The following is a 14,959-nucleotide window of genomic DNA, read 5'->3' as shown; positions in this document are numbered from 1 at the left end:
CCTATTTCAAGGTGCCCGCGCGCTGGCTGGTCACCGCGCAACCCTTGCCGCGCAATGCCACCGGCAAAGTCCTGCGCCGCGACCTAACCCTGGGATTCCACTGAGCTGGCTGGCACCGAGACCCGCCCGTCGCGCGTTCAGCGCACATGCCGATCATGAACAACCGCGTGAGCGGGTCGCGACCATCCTGGCCGTGGCGGCCGGCAACGGGGATGTCGCCATACTGCTGCGGGAGGCGTTCGAGTACTACGGCACCCCGCGCGGTGCGGTCCCCAACTATACGAATGGTTTCGCGGTCGAATCCTTCGAGCACACGGCCGGTTTCGACGCCCAGGAGGCCGCCGCGCGACTGACGGTTTCCTTCCTGCTGATGCATCCGAGAACGCGTTGGTCCCGCCCTGGGTCCGCACGTTCTATGCTGCGGTGGCATCCCCGAAATCGGAGCTGTGGCTGAACTCGGTCGGCCAGATCGACTTCTACGACGATCCCCGCCTGATCGAGCCCGCCAACGCGGCCGCCGCGCTGTTCCGCGACGTCTGCCGAGTCCCATGAGGTGAGCCGGATGTGGTCGAGACGGGTGGGGTGGGTGCTGGCCGGGGCCATGGTGGCGGCGGCCTGCTCCGCTGCCCAGGGACCGGCCACGACCGGCGGGCAGCTGCCGCTGCGCATGGTCGCGGAGGTCGACGTGACCGGGGGCTCCGGCCGATTCGATTATGCGAGCCTGGATTCCGGCCGCGGGCTGATGTTCCTGGCGCACATGGGGGCCGGTGAGATCGTCGAGGTCGATGTACGGGCACACACCGTGGTTCGGACTATCCCCGACGCGCCCGATGTGCACGGCGTGCTGGTCGTCCCCGGGAAGCATCGCCTGTACGCCACCGTGACGGGCCGCGATCAGGTCATGGCACTGGACGAGGACAGCGGGGCGGTGCTGTTCACCGCCCCGACCGGCGCCTATCCCGACGGACTGGCCTACGACCCGGTGCGGAACGCGGTGTGGACCACCAACGAGCGAGCGGGCACCGAGAGCGTCGTCGACGCGGACGGCGGAACCGTCCGCGGCACCGTCGCACTGGGCGGGGAGGTGGGCAATGTCGTCTACGACGCCACGGTCGATCGGATGGTGGTCGCGGTGCAGGGCCGCGGCGAGCTCGCCGTCATCGCACCGGATTCGCTGACCGTCATCGATCGCATCCCCACACCCGGATGTTCGGGGCCGCATGGTCAGGCACTCGATGCAAGCGCGCAGATCATGTACGTCGGATGCGAGGACAACGCGACCCTCATCACGGTGGATCTCGCGAAACATGCAGTGATCGACCACAACAGCGTGGGGGAAACGCCCGATGTCCTCGCCTACGACCCGGGTCCGCAACGGGTGTACGTGGCCAGTGAGAGCGGGTGGGTGAGCGTCTTCGATCGGCGGGACGGACATCCGAAACCGGCCGGGGCCGCGCACCTCGCGGACGGCGCGCACATCGTGGTCGTCGATCCCGCCGATCATCACAGCTACTTTCCGATCGCCACCGGGACGTCGGGCAGGGCACCCACGCTCTGGGAGTTCGAGCCGTCGGCATAGCCCGGCATGAGTTCCCGCAGCGTCGATTCCCACTGCGAGTGCTGCTGCGGGAAGCACCGGTTCAACAGGTCGGCCATGATGGCCGGCGCGGTCGAGGCACCGGGCGACGCGCCCAGCAGCCCCGCGATGGTGCCGTCCGCGCCGGTGACCAGCTCGGTGCCCATGGTCAGCACGCCGAGGCGGTCGGGGTCGGGTTTGACCAGCTGGGCGCGCTGACCGGCCTGCACCAGGTACCAGTCGGCGGGGTCGGCGTCGGGGTAGAACCGTTGCAGCTGTGCGAATTTGCGGCGGCGTGTCGAGAGCAGTTCGCGAATCAGATAGCGCACCAGCGGCAGGTTCTGGACGCCCGCGGCCACCAGCGCCACGATATTCGAGACCCGCAGGGTGGTGAACAGATCGGTGAGCCTGCCGTGCTTGAGCAGCCGCGTACTGAACGTGGCGTAAGGACCGAACAGCAGCGACGATTCGCCGTCGACGATGCGTTTGTCCAAGTGCGGCACGGACATCGGGGGAGCGCCGACCAGCGCCTGGCTGTAGACCTTCGCCTCGTGGCGGGCCACGACGTCGGGGTTGTCGGTGCGCAGGAACTGCGCACCGACCGGGAACACCCCGTAACCGCGGACCTCGGGAATCCGGGCCTTCTGGAGCAGCTTCAGGGCGTAGCCGCCCGCCCCGACGAACACGAAGCGCGCGCGGATGGTGAAGCGCTGCTTGCTGTTCCGATCGCGTCCGGTCACCGTCCAGATACCGTCGTCGCCGCGCCGCAGCCCGGTGACCTCGCGGCCGGTGCGCAGCTGACCGCCCGCACCGGTCATGGCCTTTACCAGGGATGCGGTGAGCGCTCCGAAATCGACGTCGGTGCCGCCCTCGCACCGGGTGGCCGCCACCGGCTCACCAGGTTCACGTCCGCCCATGAGCAGGGGAGCCCACCGCGCGATCACGGCCGGATCCTCGCTGTACTCCATCGCCGAGAACGCGGGCAGTGCCCGGAGCGTCTCGAAACGCCGGCGCAGATATGTCACATCCCGCTCACCGAACACCACATCCATATGCGGCGTCGCGGTGACGAAGGTCGTATCCGGCAGCATGCCCCGATCCGCGAGGCCCGCCCAGAGCTGCCGCGACAGCGCGAACATGGACGCGATTTCGGCCGATTTGCTCGGATCGCCCGCATCCGGCATGTAGTTGAGTTCGCAGAAGCCCGAGTGTCCCGTGCCCGCGTTGTTCCACGGATCCGAGCTCTCCGCCGCGACCCGATCGAGCCGTTCCAGCAGGACCATCGACCAATCCGGTTGCAGCGCCGCGATCATCGCACCGAGCGTGGCGGACATGATGCCGCCCCCGATCAGTGCGACATCGAGAATCGCTGTGTCCGTGTGGGATTCGGTGCTGTCGGCGTGCGTGTCCATCTGACTGACCTCCTCGGCTGCTGGTACCGACAATCGTCACGCCGCGCCCATTCATCCGTCCAATGTTCATTTCGAGCGATTATGATCCGAATATGGATGGATTGCCGTCTGCCCAGGTCGAGGCCCTGATCCCGCTGCTCGCGGCGTTCGACGCGGCCGCGGCCGAGGGGCATATCACGCGCGCGGCGCAGCGGCTCGGTGTGCCGCAGTCGTCGCTGAGCCGCCGGTTGAAAGCGGTCGAGCAGGCCGTCGGGGTGAAGTTGTTCCAACCGGTCGGTCGCCGAGTCGCGCTCACCGCCGCGGGCCAGGAGCTGTTCGACCGCACGCGCGGACTGGTCCAGGCCCTCGGCGATGCGGTCGACGTGGTCCGCAGCGACGCCGATCCGGAGAGCGGCCTGGTCCGCTTCGGCTTCCCCTTCACCCTGGGCCCGGTCAGCATCCCGTCACTGCTGGCCGACTTCCACGCGGGCGCACCCCGCATCCGCCTGAGTCTGGTGCAGGCGCACGGCACGGCCCTGGTCGAGATGGTCCGCGAGGGTCGCCTCGATCTGGCCGTCACCATCCCCGCGCCCGATGACCTGCCCGCGATCATCCTCGGGTTCCAGCGCCTGCACCTCTATGTCGCGAACGCCCACCCGCTCGCGACCCGCGGACTGGTCGATCTCGCCGAACTCGCCGACGAGCCGTTCATCGCCAATCCGCCGACCTACCACCTGCGCAGGCTCGTCGACTCCTGGTGCGCCGACGCCGGATTCACCCCGAATGTCGGCTTCGAGATCACCGAGTTCGAAACCCTGCGTGCCCTGGTCGCCCAGAACCTCGGCATCGCGGTGCTCCCGGCCCCGGAGACCCCGCACCCCGGCCTCACGCGTGTCCCCCTGACCGGGGAGCGGGAGCGCAGCATCGGCCTGGTCTCGGGCAATCACCGCCCGACGCCCGCGGTGGCGCGCCTGCGCGATCATGTTGCGGCGCATGCCATGTCGTACCTCGAGCATGCGCGCGAGACCGTGGTCAGGGACCGTTGGGAAGCGGATTTCCCGGGTTGACGTCGAGCACCTTGCCGGGGTTGAGCAGTCCCAGCGGGTCGAGCGCCCGCTTCACCGCCGCCATCAGGTCCACCGCGGCCCCGTGCTCTTCCCGCAGGTACTTCTTCTTGGCCAGCCCGATCCCGTGCTCACCGGTGGCGGTGCCGCCGACCTCGAGCGCATGCCGCACCACCAGATCCGAGAACTGCTGCGCAGCCTCGTATTCGGCCTCGGTATAGGGAACGATGGTGTGGACGTTCCCGTCCCCGATATGCCCCGCGACGGTGATGTTCAGCCCGAGTTCCGCCCCCAGCCGGGTGGCGGTCTCCACGGCCCCCGCGATCCGCGAATAGGGCACGGCGGTATCGGTGATCATGAACCGGCAGCCGGGATTGCCCGCCTTGACCGCGAAGTAGAGATTGTGCCGATCCTCCCAGAGCGCATGCCGATCCCCGTGCGTGCGTGCGGTCGCCACCTCGATCGCGTCGTGTGCGTCGGCGATCCGCCCGATCTCCTGCTCATTGGCGGCCACCGCCGCGGACGACCCGGATTCGATGTCGATGAACAGGGCGGGCGTCTCGGCGTACGCGGTACCGCGGAACACGTTGATGGCCGCCATGCTCGGCGCATCCACCAGTTCCAGCCGGCTCACCGGCAATGCCGCGCCCAGCATCTCGACCGCGGTGTCCACGGCATCGGCCACCGTCGGGAACGAAATGCGCAGCGAGTGAATCCATTCCGGAATCGGATGCAGCTTCACGGTCAGTTCGGTGATGATCCCGAGCGTGCCCGCCGACCCGATGAGCAGGTCCTTCAGGTCGTATCCGCTCGAGGATTTGCGCACCGCGCGCCCGATCCGGGTGACGGTGCCGTCGGCGAACACCGCCTGCAACGCGAGCACATTGGCCCGCATGCCGCCGTAACGGACGGTGGTGGTGCCGCTGGCATTGGTGGCCGCCATCCCGCCCAGTGACGCGTCGGCACCGGGATCCACCGTGAACTGCAGCCCGAATTCGGCGGCCGCCGCATTGAGCCGGGTTCGGCTGACGCCGGGCTGCACGGTGGCGGTGAAGTCGCCGGGGGAGATGTCGAGGATCTTGTCGGCTTGCGTGAAATCCAGGATCAGCTCGTCACCCCGGGCCAGGAGATGCCCTTCCAGGCTGGTCCCCGCCCCGCGCGCGATCAATGGCGTGCGGTGTTCCCGGGCCCAGTCGACCACGGTCACCACGTCCTCGGCGGCGACCGGATAGACGACGCCGCGGGGACGCTGCCCCGCCCGGCCGGTCTCGTCGACCGTGAATTGGTCGAGGACCACCGGACGAGTGTCGATCTCGAGCATGTGGTCCTCCGCAGCGGCGAGTGGCTACTCCTGGTACGTCTCGAGAATACGGCGGATCGACGGGGTGACCGGCAGTTCGCCACTGAGCGGGACCCAGCGGTATTCGGCGTAGTTCGTGACCCGCACCGGCCCAGAACTCGCCACCGAGGCCGCGAAATGCTCTCTGCGGACCCGCTTTCCGGCACTCGAGAGGTAGTCGAAGCTGCCGAGGTGGCGCACGATGTCGACCACTGCGAGCCCGGTCTCCTCCTGCACCGCCCGCACCACCGCGCCGGCCAGCGACTCGCCCGGGCGGACCACCGTCCCGGGCAGGTGTAGCGGGCTGCGTCCCTCGACGTGCTCCTCGTGCTCGAGCATCAGTACCGCGTCATTGTGTTCGACAACCACTCCCACCCGTAGCGCGACCCCGTCGGCGGCCGCCCGCTCCCGGAGTTCTTCCAGCACCGTCTCGCCGATGGATTGCCTGGGCGAAACCTCGAAATCCCACACGTCACACCACATCCCGTATCACCGGACACCGTCGACCGATACCGACAACGCTACCGGCGCAGAAGCGGTCGGCGGCAGAGACATTCGCAAGATTAGACGCATCTTCGCCCCGCGCATCGGTGCTCCGGAAACTTTCTGGTACCGATCGAATCCTTCCGCCGGTCCGATGGAAAGCTGGGGGTGTGCCCGCCTACGAGAGGAGTCACCGATGAAGGTATTCCAGATCGGAGCGGCCGGCGGCATCGGACGCCGTCTGTCGACGCTGCTGACCGGCCGCGGTGACACGGTCACCGGCATGCACCGCAACCCGGACCAGGCGGCGGTGATCGCCGCGACCGGCGCGACCCCGGTGGCCGGCGACCTGGTCACCGATTCGGTGGACGAACTCGCCGCCAAATTCCACGGCCATGACGCCATCGTCTTCTCCGCGGGCGCGCACGGCACCGGGATGGACCAGACCTCGCTGATCGATGGCAGGGGACTGGAAAAGTCGGCCGATGCTGCCCGATTTGCCGGTGTTGCCCGTTTCATTCTGGTGTCCGTGTTCCCCGACGCGGGTCGCGATCTCAATACGACACCCGCCTTCGAGCACTACATGCGCGTGAAGAAGATGGCCGACGCCTACCTCGTCGCGACCGACCTCGACTGGCTCATCGTGCGTCCCGGCACACTGCGCAACGAACCCGGAAAAGGCCTGGTCACAGCCGGACTGGCAATCGAATACGGCAACGTCCACCGCGACGACGTCGCCGCCTTCATCGACGTCGCCCTGCACCGTCCCGCCCTCAACCGCGTCATCATCGAACTGACCGACGGTCACACCCCCGTCGCCGACGCCGTCGAACTGGTCCTCGACCACGCCACCACGGCCAGGAAATAGCCGAAAGCCACATTTCACGACCGAAATTCGCGCCGCGATCGGATCCGGGTGCGGCAATTGCGCGAGATACCTGGAATAGTTGGGGCGGAACGCACAGGACCAAGGCGAAAGCGGGGATGTTGGTGACTTCGACTGACGGTGTGAGCGGGGTAAGCACGGTGAAGGATGCACCACCCTCGCCTCCGAACACCCTCGAGCGCGATGTCCAGACCCTGGAAAAGGCGATCTACGAAGTCAAGCGGGTGATCGTCGGTCAGGATCGGCTGGTCGAGCGGCTGTTGGTCGGTGTCCTCGCCAAGGGGCACGTGCTGCTGGAGGGCGTGCCGGGTATCGCCAAGACCCTGGCCGTGGAGACCTTCGCGAAGGTGGTGGGCGGCAGCTTCTCGCGCGTGCAGTTCACCCCGGACCTGGTGCCCACCGACCTCGTGGGTACCCGCATCTACCGGCAGGGCCGCGAGGAGTTCGACACCGAGCTGGGCCCGGTCGTCGCCAACTTCGTGCTCGCCGACGAGATCAACCGCGCGCCCGCCAAGGTGCAGTCCGCACTGCTCGAGGTGATGGCCGAGCGGCACGTTTCCATCGGCGGCAAGACCTACCCGATGCCGAATCCGTTCCTGGTCATGGCGACCCAGAACCCGATCGAGTCGGAGGGCGTGTACCCGCTGCCCGAGGCGCAGCGCGACCGCTTCCTGTTCAAGGTCGTCGTGGACTACCCCTCCGTCGAGGAGGAGCGCGAGATCATCTACCGGATGGGTGTCACCCCGCCGGAGGCCAAGCGGGTGCTCGATCCGGAGGAACTGGTCCGGCTGCAGAGCGTGGCCGCCAATACGTTCGTCCACCACGCGCTGGTCGACTACGTGGTCCGCGTGATCGCCGCGACCCGCAAGCCCGCCGACTTCGGCATGCAGGACGTGGCCGGCTGGATCTCCTACGGCGCCTCGCCGCGCGCCTCGCTCGGCATCATCGCCGCGGCCCGCGCGGTCGCGCTGATCCGCGGCCGCGACTACGTGGTCCCGCAGGATGTCGTCGAGGTGATCCCGGACGTGCTGCGCCACCGCCTGGTGCTGTCCTACGACGCCCTCGCCGACGAGGTCAGCCCCGACGACGTGATCAAGCGCGTGCTGCAGACCGTCGGCCTGCCGCAGGTCGCCGCCCAGGCCAATGCCCCGGCCGGCGCCCCCGCACCCGCCGCCCCGATGCCCGCCCCGGCGCAGCCGCCGGTGATGGTCCCGCACGGCGCCGCCCCGCAGCAGCCCGGCGTACCCGCCCAGGGCATTCCGCAGCCGCCGCAGCAGGGTATTCCGCAGCCCCCCAACGGTCAGGTGTCCGGAGTTCCCGGTCAGCCGCAGCCGAAGTGAGGCCGGTCTCGGAATCGATTGCGCCCGTGACGATCTCACCCCCCAGCGGCTCCACGCACGCCCCGCCCTCGTTCCGGCAGGGGCAGTTGACCGACCCGCGGTTGTCGGCGGCGTTGAAGACGCTCGAACTCACCGTGCGCCGGCGCCTGGACGGCGTGCTGCACGGTGACCACCTGGGCCTGATCCCCGGCCCCGGCTCCGAACCCGGCGATGCCCGCATGTATCAGCCGGGCGACGATGTGCGGCAGATGGATTGGTCGGTCACCGCCCGCACCACCCATCCGCACGTGCGGCAGATGATCGCCGACCGCGAACTCGAGACCTGGCTGGTCATCGACCTGTCGGCCAGTGTCGACTTCGGTACCGCGCTGTGCGAGAAGCGGGATCTGGTGGTCGCCGCGGCGGCCGCGGTCACGCATCTGACCAGTGGCGGCGGCAACCGGATCGGTGCGGTGGTGGCCAATGGCCAGCAGCTGATCCGCATTCCGGCCCGCAGCGGCCGCGTGCACGAGCAGGCGATGCTGCGCAAGATCGCGACCACCCCGCACGCTCCCGACGGGGTGCGCGGTGATCTGCGCGGGGCCATCGAGGCCCTGCGCCGCCCGCAGCGCAAACGCGGTCTGGCCGTGGTCGTCTCCGATTTCCTCGGGGACATCGACTGGCAGCGTTCGCTGCGCGCCATCTCCGGCCGCCACGACCTGCTCGGCGTCGAGGTGCTCGACCCGCGCGATCTGGAACTCCCGGACGTCGGCGATGTGGTCCTGCACGACCCGGAGTCGGGCCGGACCCGGGAATTCAGTGTGACCCCCACGCTCCGTGCCGATTTCGCGCGCGCCGCGCAGCGTCATCGCGACCAGGTCGAGCAGGCGCTGCGCAGCTGCGGTGCGCCGGTGATGACCCTGCGCACCGATCGCGACTGGATCGCGGACGTGGTCAGATTCGTGTCGACCCGGCGCCATACCTTCGGCGCCCCGACTGCCGGGCGGGTGCCGCGACAGTGAGCATTGGCAATGTCACTTTGAGCCTTTCGCATTTCACGGCGCAGTACTGGCTGGGCTTCCTGGCCGTGCTGGCCGCGATCGCGCTGATCTACATCCTGATCCAGCAGCGGCGGCGAAAGCACATGCTGCGCTTCGCCAATATGGATCTGCTGGAGAAGGTCGCACCCTCGCAGCCCAAGCCGTGGCGGCACATCCCGGTGGCGCTCACCCTGGTGGGCTTGATCTTCCTGACCTTCGCCGCCGCCGGTCCGACCGCGGCCAAGAAGGTGCCGCGCAACCGGGCCACGGTCATCCTGGTGATCGACGTGTCGCTGTCCATGGAGGCGACCGACGTGCCGCCCAGCCGAATTCAGGTGGCCAAGAAGGCCGCCAAGGAGTTCGCGGACAATCTGACGCCCGGTATCAACCTGGGCCTGGTCACCTTCGCCGGTACCGCGTCGGTGCAGGTGTCGCCGACGACCAACCGGGAAGCGGTCAAGGCGGCCATCGACAATATGAAGCTGGCCGAGCGCACCGCCACCGGCGAGGGCATTCTCACCGCCCTGCAGTCGATCGACACACTGGCGTCGGTGCTGGGCGGCGCGGAGAAGCCGCCGCCGGCCCAGATCGTGATGATGTCCGACGGTAAGCAGACCGTTCCGGACGACAAGGACGTCGAGAACCCTCGCCACGGCTTCACCGCCGCACGGCTGGCGAAGGAGAAAGGCGTTCCGGTGTCGACGATTTCGTTCGGCACCACCTGGGGCACCGTCGAGATTCCGGATCAGGACGGCAAGGGTTCGCAGCGGGTGCGGGTGCCGGTGGACGACGATTCGCTGCGCGAGATCGCGAAGTTGTCCGGCGGCGAGTTCTTCACCGCCTCCACGCTGGAGGAACTCAAGAACGTCTATGGCCATTTGGAAGAGCAGATCGGCTACGAGACCACCATGGGCGACGCCAGCCGCCCGTGGCTGTTGCTCGGCCTGCTGGTGACCGCCGGTGGCGTGCTCACCGCTCTGCTCTATCGTCAGCGTCTGCCGTAAATCGGTACCGCGCGCCGAGTCCCGAACACGAACAGATAGGTTTGCCCTTATGTCGAACATCACATCCCGGTCGGTACTGGTGACCGGCGGTAACCGCGGCATCGGTCTCGCGGTCGCCCAGCGCCTGCTCGCCGACGGACACAAGGTCGCCGTGACTCATCGTGGGTCCGGCGTCCCCGAGGGGCTTTTCGGCGTGAAATGCGATGTGACCGATGCCGAATCGGTCGATCGCGCGTTCTCCGAGGTGGAGGCGCACCAGGGTCCGGTCGAGGTCGTCGTCGCCAATGCGGGCATCGTGGACAACGTCCTGTTCATGCGCATGAGCGAGGAGTCGTTCTCGAAGGTCATCGACGCCAACCTGACCGGTGCGTGGCGAGTCGCCCAGCGCGCCAACCGCAATATGCTCAAGAACCGCTTCGGCCGCGTCATCTTCCTCGGCTCGGTGGTCGGTCAGATCGGTGCGCCGGCGCAGGTCAGCTACGCGGCGGCCAAGTCCGGTCTGGTCGGTATGGCGCGCGCCATCACCCGTGAGGTCGGCAAGCGCAACATCACCGCGAATGTGGTCGCGCCCGGGCTGATCGACACCGACATGACCCGTGACGAGATGACCCCGGAGATGCGCAAGACCGCACTCGATTTCATCCCCGCGGGCCGGATCGGTCAGGCCGAGGACGTCGCCGGTGTGATCAGCTTCCTCGCCTCGGACGACGCCTCCTACATCTCCGGCGCGATCATCCCCGTCGACGGCGGTATGGGCATGGGCCACTGAGCTTTTCACTGTGCACGGCACAGTGCGCTCAGGCCCGACCAGAACCCTCAACCCCAGCACTTTTCAAACGAGGAGAACCGACCACCCCATGGCTGGATTGCTCGACGGCAAAACCGTCCTCATCACCGGCATCATCACCGATTCGTCCATCGCCTTCCACGCGGCCGCGGTCGCGCAGGAGCAGGGCGCGAAGGTGATCATCACCGGTATCCCGGAGCGCCTGCGGCTCATCGACCGCATCGCCAAGCGCCTGCCGCAGGAGGTCCCCCCGGCCATCGGCCTGGACGTGACCAATGAGGAGAACCTGGCCGAGCTCGCCGACAAGGTCCGCGAGCTGGCGCCCGAGGGCATCGACGGTGTGCTGCACTCGATCGCGTTCGCGCCGCGCACCCTGATGGGCCCGGAGGCCCTGCCGTTCCTCGACGGCCCCGGCGCCGACGCCGCCAAGGCGTTCGAGATCTCGGCGTGGTCCTACGCCTCGCTGGCCCGCGCCGTGCTGCCGGTCATGAACGAGGGCGGCTCCATCGTGGGCATGGACTTCGATCCGCGCACCGCGATGCCGTACTACAACTGGATGGGTGTGGCCAAGGCCGCGCTCGAGTCGGTGAACCGGTACGTGGCGCGAGAGGTGGGCGAGGCCAAGAAGGTTCGCTCCAACCTGATCGCCGCCGGTCCGATCAAGACCCTCGCCGCCAAGGCCATCGCGGGCACCGCCACCGATGACGCCAAGCAACTGAACATGCTCAACACCTACTGGGACGGCGCGTCCCCGATCGGCTGGGATGTCGACGACCCGACGGTCGTCGCCAAGTCCGTGGTGACCCTGCTGTCGGATTGGCTGCCGGGCACCACCGGTTCGATCATCTACGTCGACGGCGGCGCCAGCCACAACACCTGGTTCCCGGCGGACGGCTTCGGCGCCAACTGAACCGGTAGAGACTCGAGGGTAAGGAGGAGAGCAGTGGCTGCGGAGCCCACGGCTCGTGAAGTGGACGCCCTGCTACTGCTGTCCTTCGGCGGTCCCGAGCGCCCCGAGGATGTGATGCCGTTCCTGGAGAACGTCACTCGGGGCCGGGGCGTGCCGCCGGAGCGTCTCGCCGAAGTCGCGCAGCACTACCTGCACTTCGGCGGGGTATCGCCGATCAATGCCCTGAACCTGGACATCATCAAGGCCATCGAGGCCGAATTCGCCACGCGCGGTATCGATCTGCCGGTGTACTTCGGCAACCGCAATTGGCATCCGATGGTCGAGGAGACCGTCGAGCGCATGCGCGCGGACGGTGTCCGGTCCGCGCTGGTGTTCCCGACCTCGGCGTGGGGCGGGTACTCCGGCTGCCTGCAGTATCACGAGGACATCGTGCGCGCCCGGGCCGCGGTCGCCGACGCGCCCGAATTGGTGAAGCTGCGCCAGTATTTCGACCATCCGCTGTTCATCGGAGCCTTCGCGGACTCGATCCGCGCGGCCGTCGCGGAACTGCCGGTCGACAAACGTGAGTCCGCCCGCCTGGTCTTCACCGCCCACTCGGTGCCGGTCTCCGCCGATGTCGCCTCCGGCCCGCCCGCCGAGCAGCACCTCTACAGCGGTCAGGTCGCCGAGGCGGCCCGATTGTGCGCTGCCGCAACCGGATTCGACGACTACGACCTGGTGTGGCAGTCGCGTTCCGGCCCGCCGCAGATCCCATGGCTGGATCCCGACATCGTCGACCACCTCGACGCCCTCGCCGAGCGTGGCGTGGACGCGGTCGTGGTGTGCCCGGTCGGTTTCGTCTCCGATCACCTCGAGGTCATCTGGGACCTGGACAACGAGGCGAAGGAGCGGGCCGCCGAACTGGGCATGGCCTTCGCCCGCGCCGCCACACCCGGCCCGGACCCGCGCTATGCGCAGCTGGTCGCCGACCTGGTGGACGAGTACCGCACCGCCGCCGCCCCGACCCGCCTGAGCGAGATCACCGCCCTGGGCTGCACCGTCAACGGCGCGCCCTGCGTTGTGGGCTGCTGTGTGCTCCCGCCGCGCCGCCCCGCGGTGGCACCGGCGGCCGCCGAATTGTAGTCTCGCCCAGGTGACTACACCCGGACGCGGAACCCCGCAACGCCGCCAGCCCGCCTCGAGCGGTGCCGCCGCCCGCAAGCAGCGCACCTTCGGCCCGCCGGACATGTTCGTCTGGGCGCCGGTCCTGACGCTGTTCCTCGCCGCCGGCATCGTCGGCACTATCGGCCAGTCCATCGGCTTCGCCGCCGCCTTCGTCGGTGTCGCGGTGATCATGCTGGTCGCCGACATGTGGTTCAACCGCTGACACAACAGGTTCGGCACTACTTCAGGACGTTGACCGCGCGGGCGATGACCAGGCTCACGGTGATCAGTGAGATCGCCGATTGGATCATCATCAGGGTTTTCGCCCAGCGGGACATGGGCATCACGTCGGTCGGGCTGAACGCGGTGGCGTTGGTGAAGGACAGGTAGAGGTAATCCGGAAATTGCGGTTCCCACTCGGGATCCGTGAGAGCCGGATTCTGCATCTGCACCCACAGGAAGTCGGGATAGGGCTTACGGGCGTGGGCTCGGGCGGCGGGCCCGCCGCGGTCGAAATCCCAGTACCAGAGCGCGAATACGAGCACATTGGTCAGCCAGACCGCGCCGCCGGAGGTCAGCAGGCCGGCTGCGTTGTCGCTGACCGAGCCATTGATCAGCGCCCGCACCAGGTGCGCCACCGACCACACCATGGCGAATCCGAGCAGCGCCATCAACAGCAGGCTGAAGCGGCGCAGGCGGATCTCGTCCCGGTCCAGCCGGACGGGGTTGCCGATCATCAGGACGATCAGCAACAGCAGCCCGATGCCCGGGACCACCCAGCGCGGTCCGGCCGTGAATTGCGCGGGCAGAAAGAACTGCACGACCAGGATTCCGACGATCGCCGCGGTCGCCGCCCACCGCGATTCCCCTGCTGTTCGCCGCGCCCACGCGGGTACCTGATCGTCGTCGGTCTCGTTCCCGGGCGCGCTCACGCTGGTGAGTATGCCCGGCGGCCAATGGTGACAGAAGTATGACGCGGGGTTGAGGGTGGACTTTCCAGCGGGCAGGGTGGGTTGTAGCTGAGGCCGATCAAGGAGGTCATGTGGCACGGGAGTACAACCGGAATCCGGCGGCTGTGGCCGCGCTGTCGCCTGAGCAGTATCACGTCACGCAGGAGAACGGGACCGAGCGGGCGTTCACGGGCGAGTACTGGGACAACCACGAGCCTGGTATCTATGTGGATGTGGTGTCCGGTGAGCCGTTGTTCGCGTCGACGGACAAGTTCGAGAGCGGATCGGGGTGGCCGAGTTTCACCAAGCCGATCGACAACGCCAATGTGGTCGAGAAGCGGGATCTGAGTCACTTCATGATCCGGACCGAGGTGCGCTCGTCGCACGGCGACAGCCATCTGGGTCATGTGTTCACCGATGGGCCGCGCGATGCGGGTGGGCTGCGCTACTGCATCAACTCGGCGTCGCTGCGGTTCATCCACCTCGACCAGCTCGAGGCCGAGGGCTACGGCCAGTACAAGTCTCTGTTCACGAAGGAGGAAGCGTGACCGACACGCGGAAGGCCATTCTGGCCGGCGGATGCTTCTGGGGCATGCAGGATCTCATCCGGAAGCAGCCGGGTGTGCTGTCGACCCGGGTGGGTTACACGGGTGGTCGCAACGACAACCCGAACTACCGCAATCACCCCGGGCACGCGGAGGCGGTGGAGATCGTCTACGACCCCGCGCAGACGGATTACCGTGCGCTGCTGGAGTTCTTCTTCCAGATCCACGATCCGAGCACCAAGGATCGGCAGGGCAATGACATCGGGACGAGCTACCGCTCTGCCGTCTTCTACCTGGACGACGAGCAGAAGCGGGTCGCCGAGGACACCATCGCCGACGTCGACGCGTCGGGCCTGTGGCCGGGCAAGGTGGTCACCGAGGTGACCCCGGCGAGCACGTTCTGGGAGGCCGAGCCGGAGCACCAGGATTACCTGGAGCGGTACCCGAACGGCTACACCTGCCACTTCCCGCGGCCGGGCTGGAAGCTGCCGAAACGGCAGGCCACGGCGTAGATCCGAGTGG

General features: G+C 67.9%; 17 protein-coding genes. 13 read left to right on the top strand and 4 right to left on the bottom strand.

Annotation, left to right across the window (positions count from 1 at the left end; genetic code table 11):
• Window positions 1–423 precede the first annotated feature (423 nt).
• Both ACFXIV_RS42770 and ACFXIV_RS42765 read left to right on the top strand, forming a co-directional pair.
• Window positions 424–552 (top strand): hypothetical protein, encoded by a 129-nt coding sequence (locus tag ACFXIV_RS42770; RefSeq protein WP_379402680.1) that lies wholly within the window; start codon window positions 424–426, stop codon window positions 550–552.
• Between the two features lie 10 nt (window positions 553–562).
• Complete coding sequence (locus tag ACFXIV_RS42765) at window positions 563–1,579, top strand: YncE family protein (RefSeq protein ID WP_379402679.1); 1,017 nt, start codon at window positions 563–565, stop codon at window positions 1,577–1,579.
• Here the strand turns inward: ACFXIV_RS42765 and mqo are convergent.
• On the bottom strand, window positions 1,510–2,988 hold the full coding sequence (gene mqo / locus ACFXIV_RS42760; RefSeq protein ID WP_379402678.1) for a malate dehydrogenase (quinone): 1,479 nt from the start codon (window positions 2,986–2,988) through the stop codon (window positions 1,510–1,512). The genes ACFXIV_RS42765 and mqo overlap by 70 nt on opposite strands.
• Before the next feature lie 92 nt (window positions 2,989–3,080).
• Here mqo and ACFXIV_RS42755 point away from each other — a divergent pair, with 92 nt between their 5' ends.
• A complete protein-coding gene (locus tag ACFXIV_RS42755) occupies window positions 3,081–4,034 on the top strand; it encodes a LysR family transcriptional regulator (RefSeq protein WP_379402677.1) in 954 nt (317 codons plus the stop codon).
• Here the strand turns inward: ACFXIV_RS42755 and ACFXIV_RS42750 are convergent.
• The gene (locus tag ACFXIV_RS42750) at window positions 4,000–5,352 is read right to left on the bottom strand and encodes an FAD-binding oxidoreductase (protein ID WP_379402676.1); all 1,353 of its coding nucleotides are present in this window, start codon (window positions 5,350–5,352) and stop codon (window positions 4,000–4,002) included. The two genes, ACFXIV_RS42755 and ACFXIV_RS42750, sit on opposite strands and share 35 nt — an antisense overlap.
• A gap of 24 nt (window positions 5,353–5,376) precedes the next feature.
• A complete protein-coding gene (locus ACFXIV_RS42745) occupies window positions 5,377–5,841 on the bottom strand; it encodes an NUDIX hydrolase (RefSeq protein WP_379402675.1) in 465 nt (154 codons plus the stop codon).
• Between ACFXIV_RS42745 and ACFXIV_RS42740 the strand changes: the two genes are divergently transcribed.
• The 8 genes from ACFXIV_RS42740 (at window position 5,807) to ACFXIV_RS42705 (ending at window position 13,165) form a co-directional block, all read left to right on the top strand.
• Entirely contained in the window at window positions 5,807–6,721 is a 915-nt protein-coding gene (locus ACFXIV_RS42740; protein WP_379402674.1) for an SDR family oxidoreductase, read from the top strand. The two genes, ACFXIV_RS42745 and ACFXIV_RS42740, sit on opposite strands and share 35 nt — an antisense overlap.
• A 116-nt stretch (window positions 6,722–6,837) precedes the next feature.
• Window positions 6,838–8,079 (top strand): AAA family ATPase, encoded by a 1,242-nt coding sequence (locus ACFXIV_RS42735; protein ID WP_379402673.1) that lies wholly within the window; start codon window positions 6,838–6,840, stop codon window positions 8,077–8,079.
• 26 nt (window positions 8,080–8,105) lie between these two features.
• Window positions 8,106–9,080 (top strand): DUF58 domain-containing protein, encoded by a 975-nt coding sequence (locus ACFXIV_RS42730; RefSeq protein WP_379402672.1) that lies wholly within the window; start codon window positions 8,106–8,108, stop codon window positions 9,078–9,080.
• Between the two features lie 17 nt (window positions 9,081–9,097).
• Window positions 9,098–10,102 carry a VWA domain-containing protein gene (locus tag ACFXIV_RS42725; RefSeq protein WP_040863982.1) on the top strand — a complete coding sequence of 335 codons (1,005 nt, stop codon included), beginning with the start codon at window positions 9,098–9,100 and terminating at the stop codon, window positions 10,100–10,102.
• A gap of 49 nt (window positions 10,103–10,151) precedes the next feature.
• Window positions 10,152–10,871 carry a 3-oxoacyl-ACP reductase FabG1 gene (gene fabG1 / locus ACFXIV_RS42720; protein ID WP_364611676.1) on the top strand — a complete coding sequence of 240 codons (720 nt, stop codon included), beginning with the start codon at window positions 10,152–10,154 and terminating at the stop codon, window positions 10,869–10,871.
• Between the two features lie 88 nt (window positions 10,872–10,959).
• Window positions 10,960–11,799: an NADH-dependent enoyl-ACP reductase InhA gene (inhA, locus tag ACFXIV_RS42715; protein ID WP_379388415.1), complete on the top strand. Its 840-nt coding sequence runs from the start codon at window positions 10,960–10,962 to the stop codon at window positions 11,797–11,799.
• A gap of 114 nt (window positions 11,800–11,913) precedes the next feature.
• Window positions 11,914–12,921, top strand: a complete 1,008-nt coding sequence (locus ACFXIV_RS42710; protein WP_379402686.1) for a ferrochelatase — start codon at window positions 11,914–11,916, stop codon at window positions 12,919–12,921.
• 10 nt (window positions 12,922–12,931) lie between these two features.
• A complete protein-coding gene (locus ACFXIV_RS42705; protein WP_354849335.1) occupies window positions 12,932–13,165 on the top strand; it encodes a hypothetical protein in 234 nt (77 codons plus the stop codon).
• A gap of 16 nt (window positions 13,166–13,181) precedes the next feature.
• On the opposite strand, the gene ACFXIV_RS42700 is transcribed toward ACFXIV_RS42705, so the two are convergent.
• Complete coding sequence (locus ACFXIV_RS42700; RefSeq protein WP_379402671.1) at window positions 13,182–13,874, bottom strand: hypothetical protein; 693 nt, start codon at window positions 13,872–13,874, stop codon at window positions 13,182–13,184.
• 110 nt (window positions 13,875–13,984) lie between these two features.
• Between ACFXIV_RS42700 and msrB the strand changes: the two genes are divergently transcribed.
• Together msrB and msrA are read left to right on the top strand one after the other, a co-directional pair.
• A complete protein-coding gene (gene msrB / locus ACFXIV_RS42695) occupies window positions 13,985–14,440 on the top strand; it encodes a peptide-methionine (R)-S-oxide reductase MsrB (protein ID WP_379402670.1) in 456 nt (151 codons plus the stop codon).
• Window positions 14,437–14,949, top strand: coding sequence for a peptide-methionine (S)-S-oxide reductase MsrA (gene msrA, locus ACFXIV_RS42690; protein ID WP_379402669.1), 513 nt, complete (start codon window positions 14,437–14,439; stop codon window positions 14,947–14,949). The genes msrB and msrA overlap by 4 nt, the downstream gene beginning before the upstream one ends.
• Window positions 14,950–14,959 lie beyond the last annotated feature (10 nt).

It is taken from the genome of Nocardia sp. NPDC059236, from assembly GCF_042754085.1.
Classification (GTDB): domain Bacteria; phylum Actinomycetota; class Actinomycetes; order Mycobacteriales; family Mycobacteriaceae; genus Nocardia.
This window is presented reverse-complemented; position numbering and strand designations above follow the sequence as displayed.

What these genes read in the sequence shown, in the direction of transcription:
- ACFXIV_RS42740 (WP_379402674.1), top strand. Translation starts at nt 5,807, where the DNA reads ATGGATTGCCTGGGCGAAACCTCGAAATCCCACACGTCACACCACATC.
- inhA (WP_379388415.1), top strand. Translation starts at nt 10,960, where the DNA reads ATGGCTGGATTGCTCGACGGCAAAACCGTCCTCATCACCGGCATCATC.
- mqo (WP_379402678.1), bottom strand. Translation starts at nt 2,988, where the DNA reads ATGGACACGCACGCCGACAGCACCGAATCCCACACGGACACAGCGATT.
- fabG1 (WP_364611676.1), top strand. Translation starts at nt 10,152, where the DNA reads ATGTCGAACATCACATCCCGGTCGGTACTGGTGACCGGCGGTAACCGC.
- ACFXIV_RS42735 (WP_379402673.1), top strand. Translation starts at nt 6,838, where the DNA reads ATGTTGGTGACTTCGACTGACGGTGTGAGCGGGGTAAGCACGGTGAAG.
- ACFXIV_RS42765 (WP_379402679.1), top strand. Translation starts at nt 563, where the DNA reads ATGTGGTCGAGACGGGTGGGGTGGGTGCTGGCCGGGGCCATGGTGGCG.
- ACFXIV_RS42710 (WP_379402686.1), top strand. Translation starts at nt 11,914, where the DNA reads ATGCCGTTCCTGGAGAACGTCACTCGGGGCCGGGGCGTGCCGCCGGAG.
- ACFXIV_RS42750 (WP_379402676.1), bottom strand. Translation starts at nt 5,352, where the DNA reads ATGCTCGAGATCGACACTCGTCCGGTGGTCCTCGACCAATTCACGGTC.
- ACFXIV_RS42755 (WP_379402677.1), top strand. Translation starts at nt 3,081, where the DNA reads ATGGATGGATTGCCGTCTGCCCAGGTCGAGGCCCTGATCCCGCTGCTC.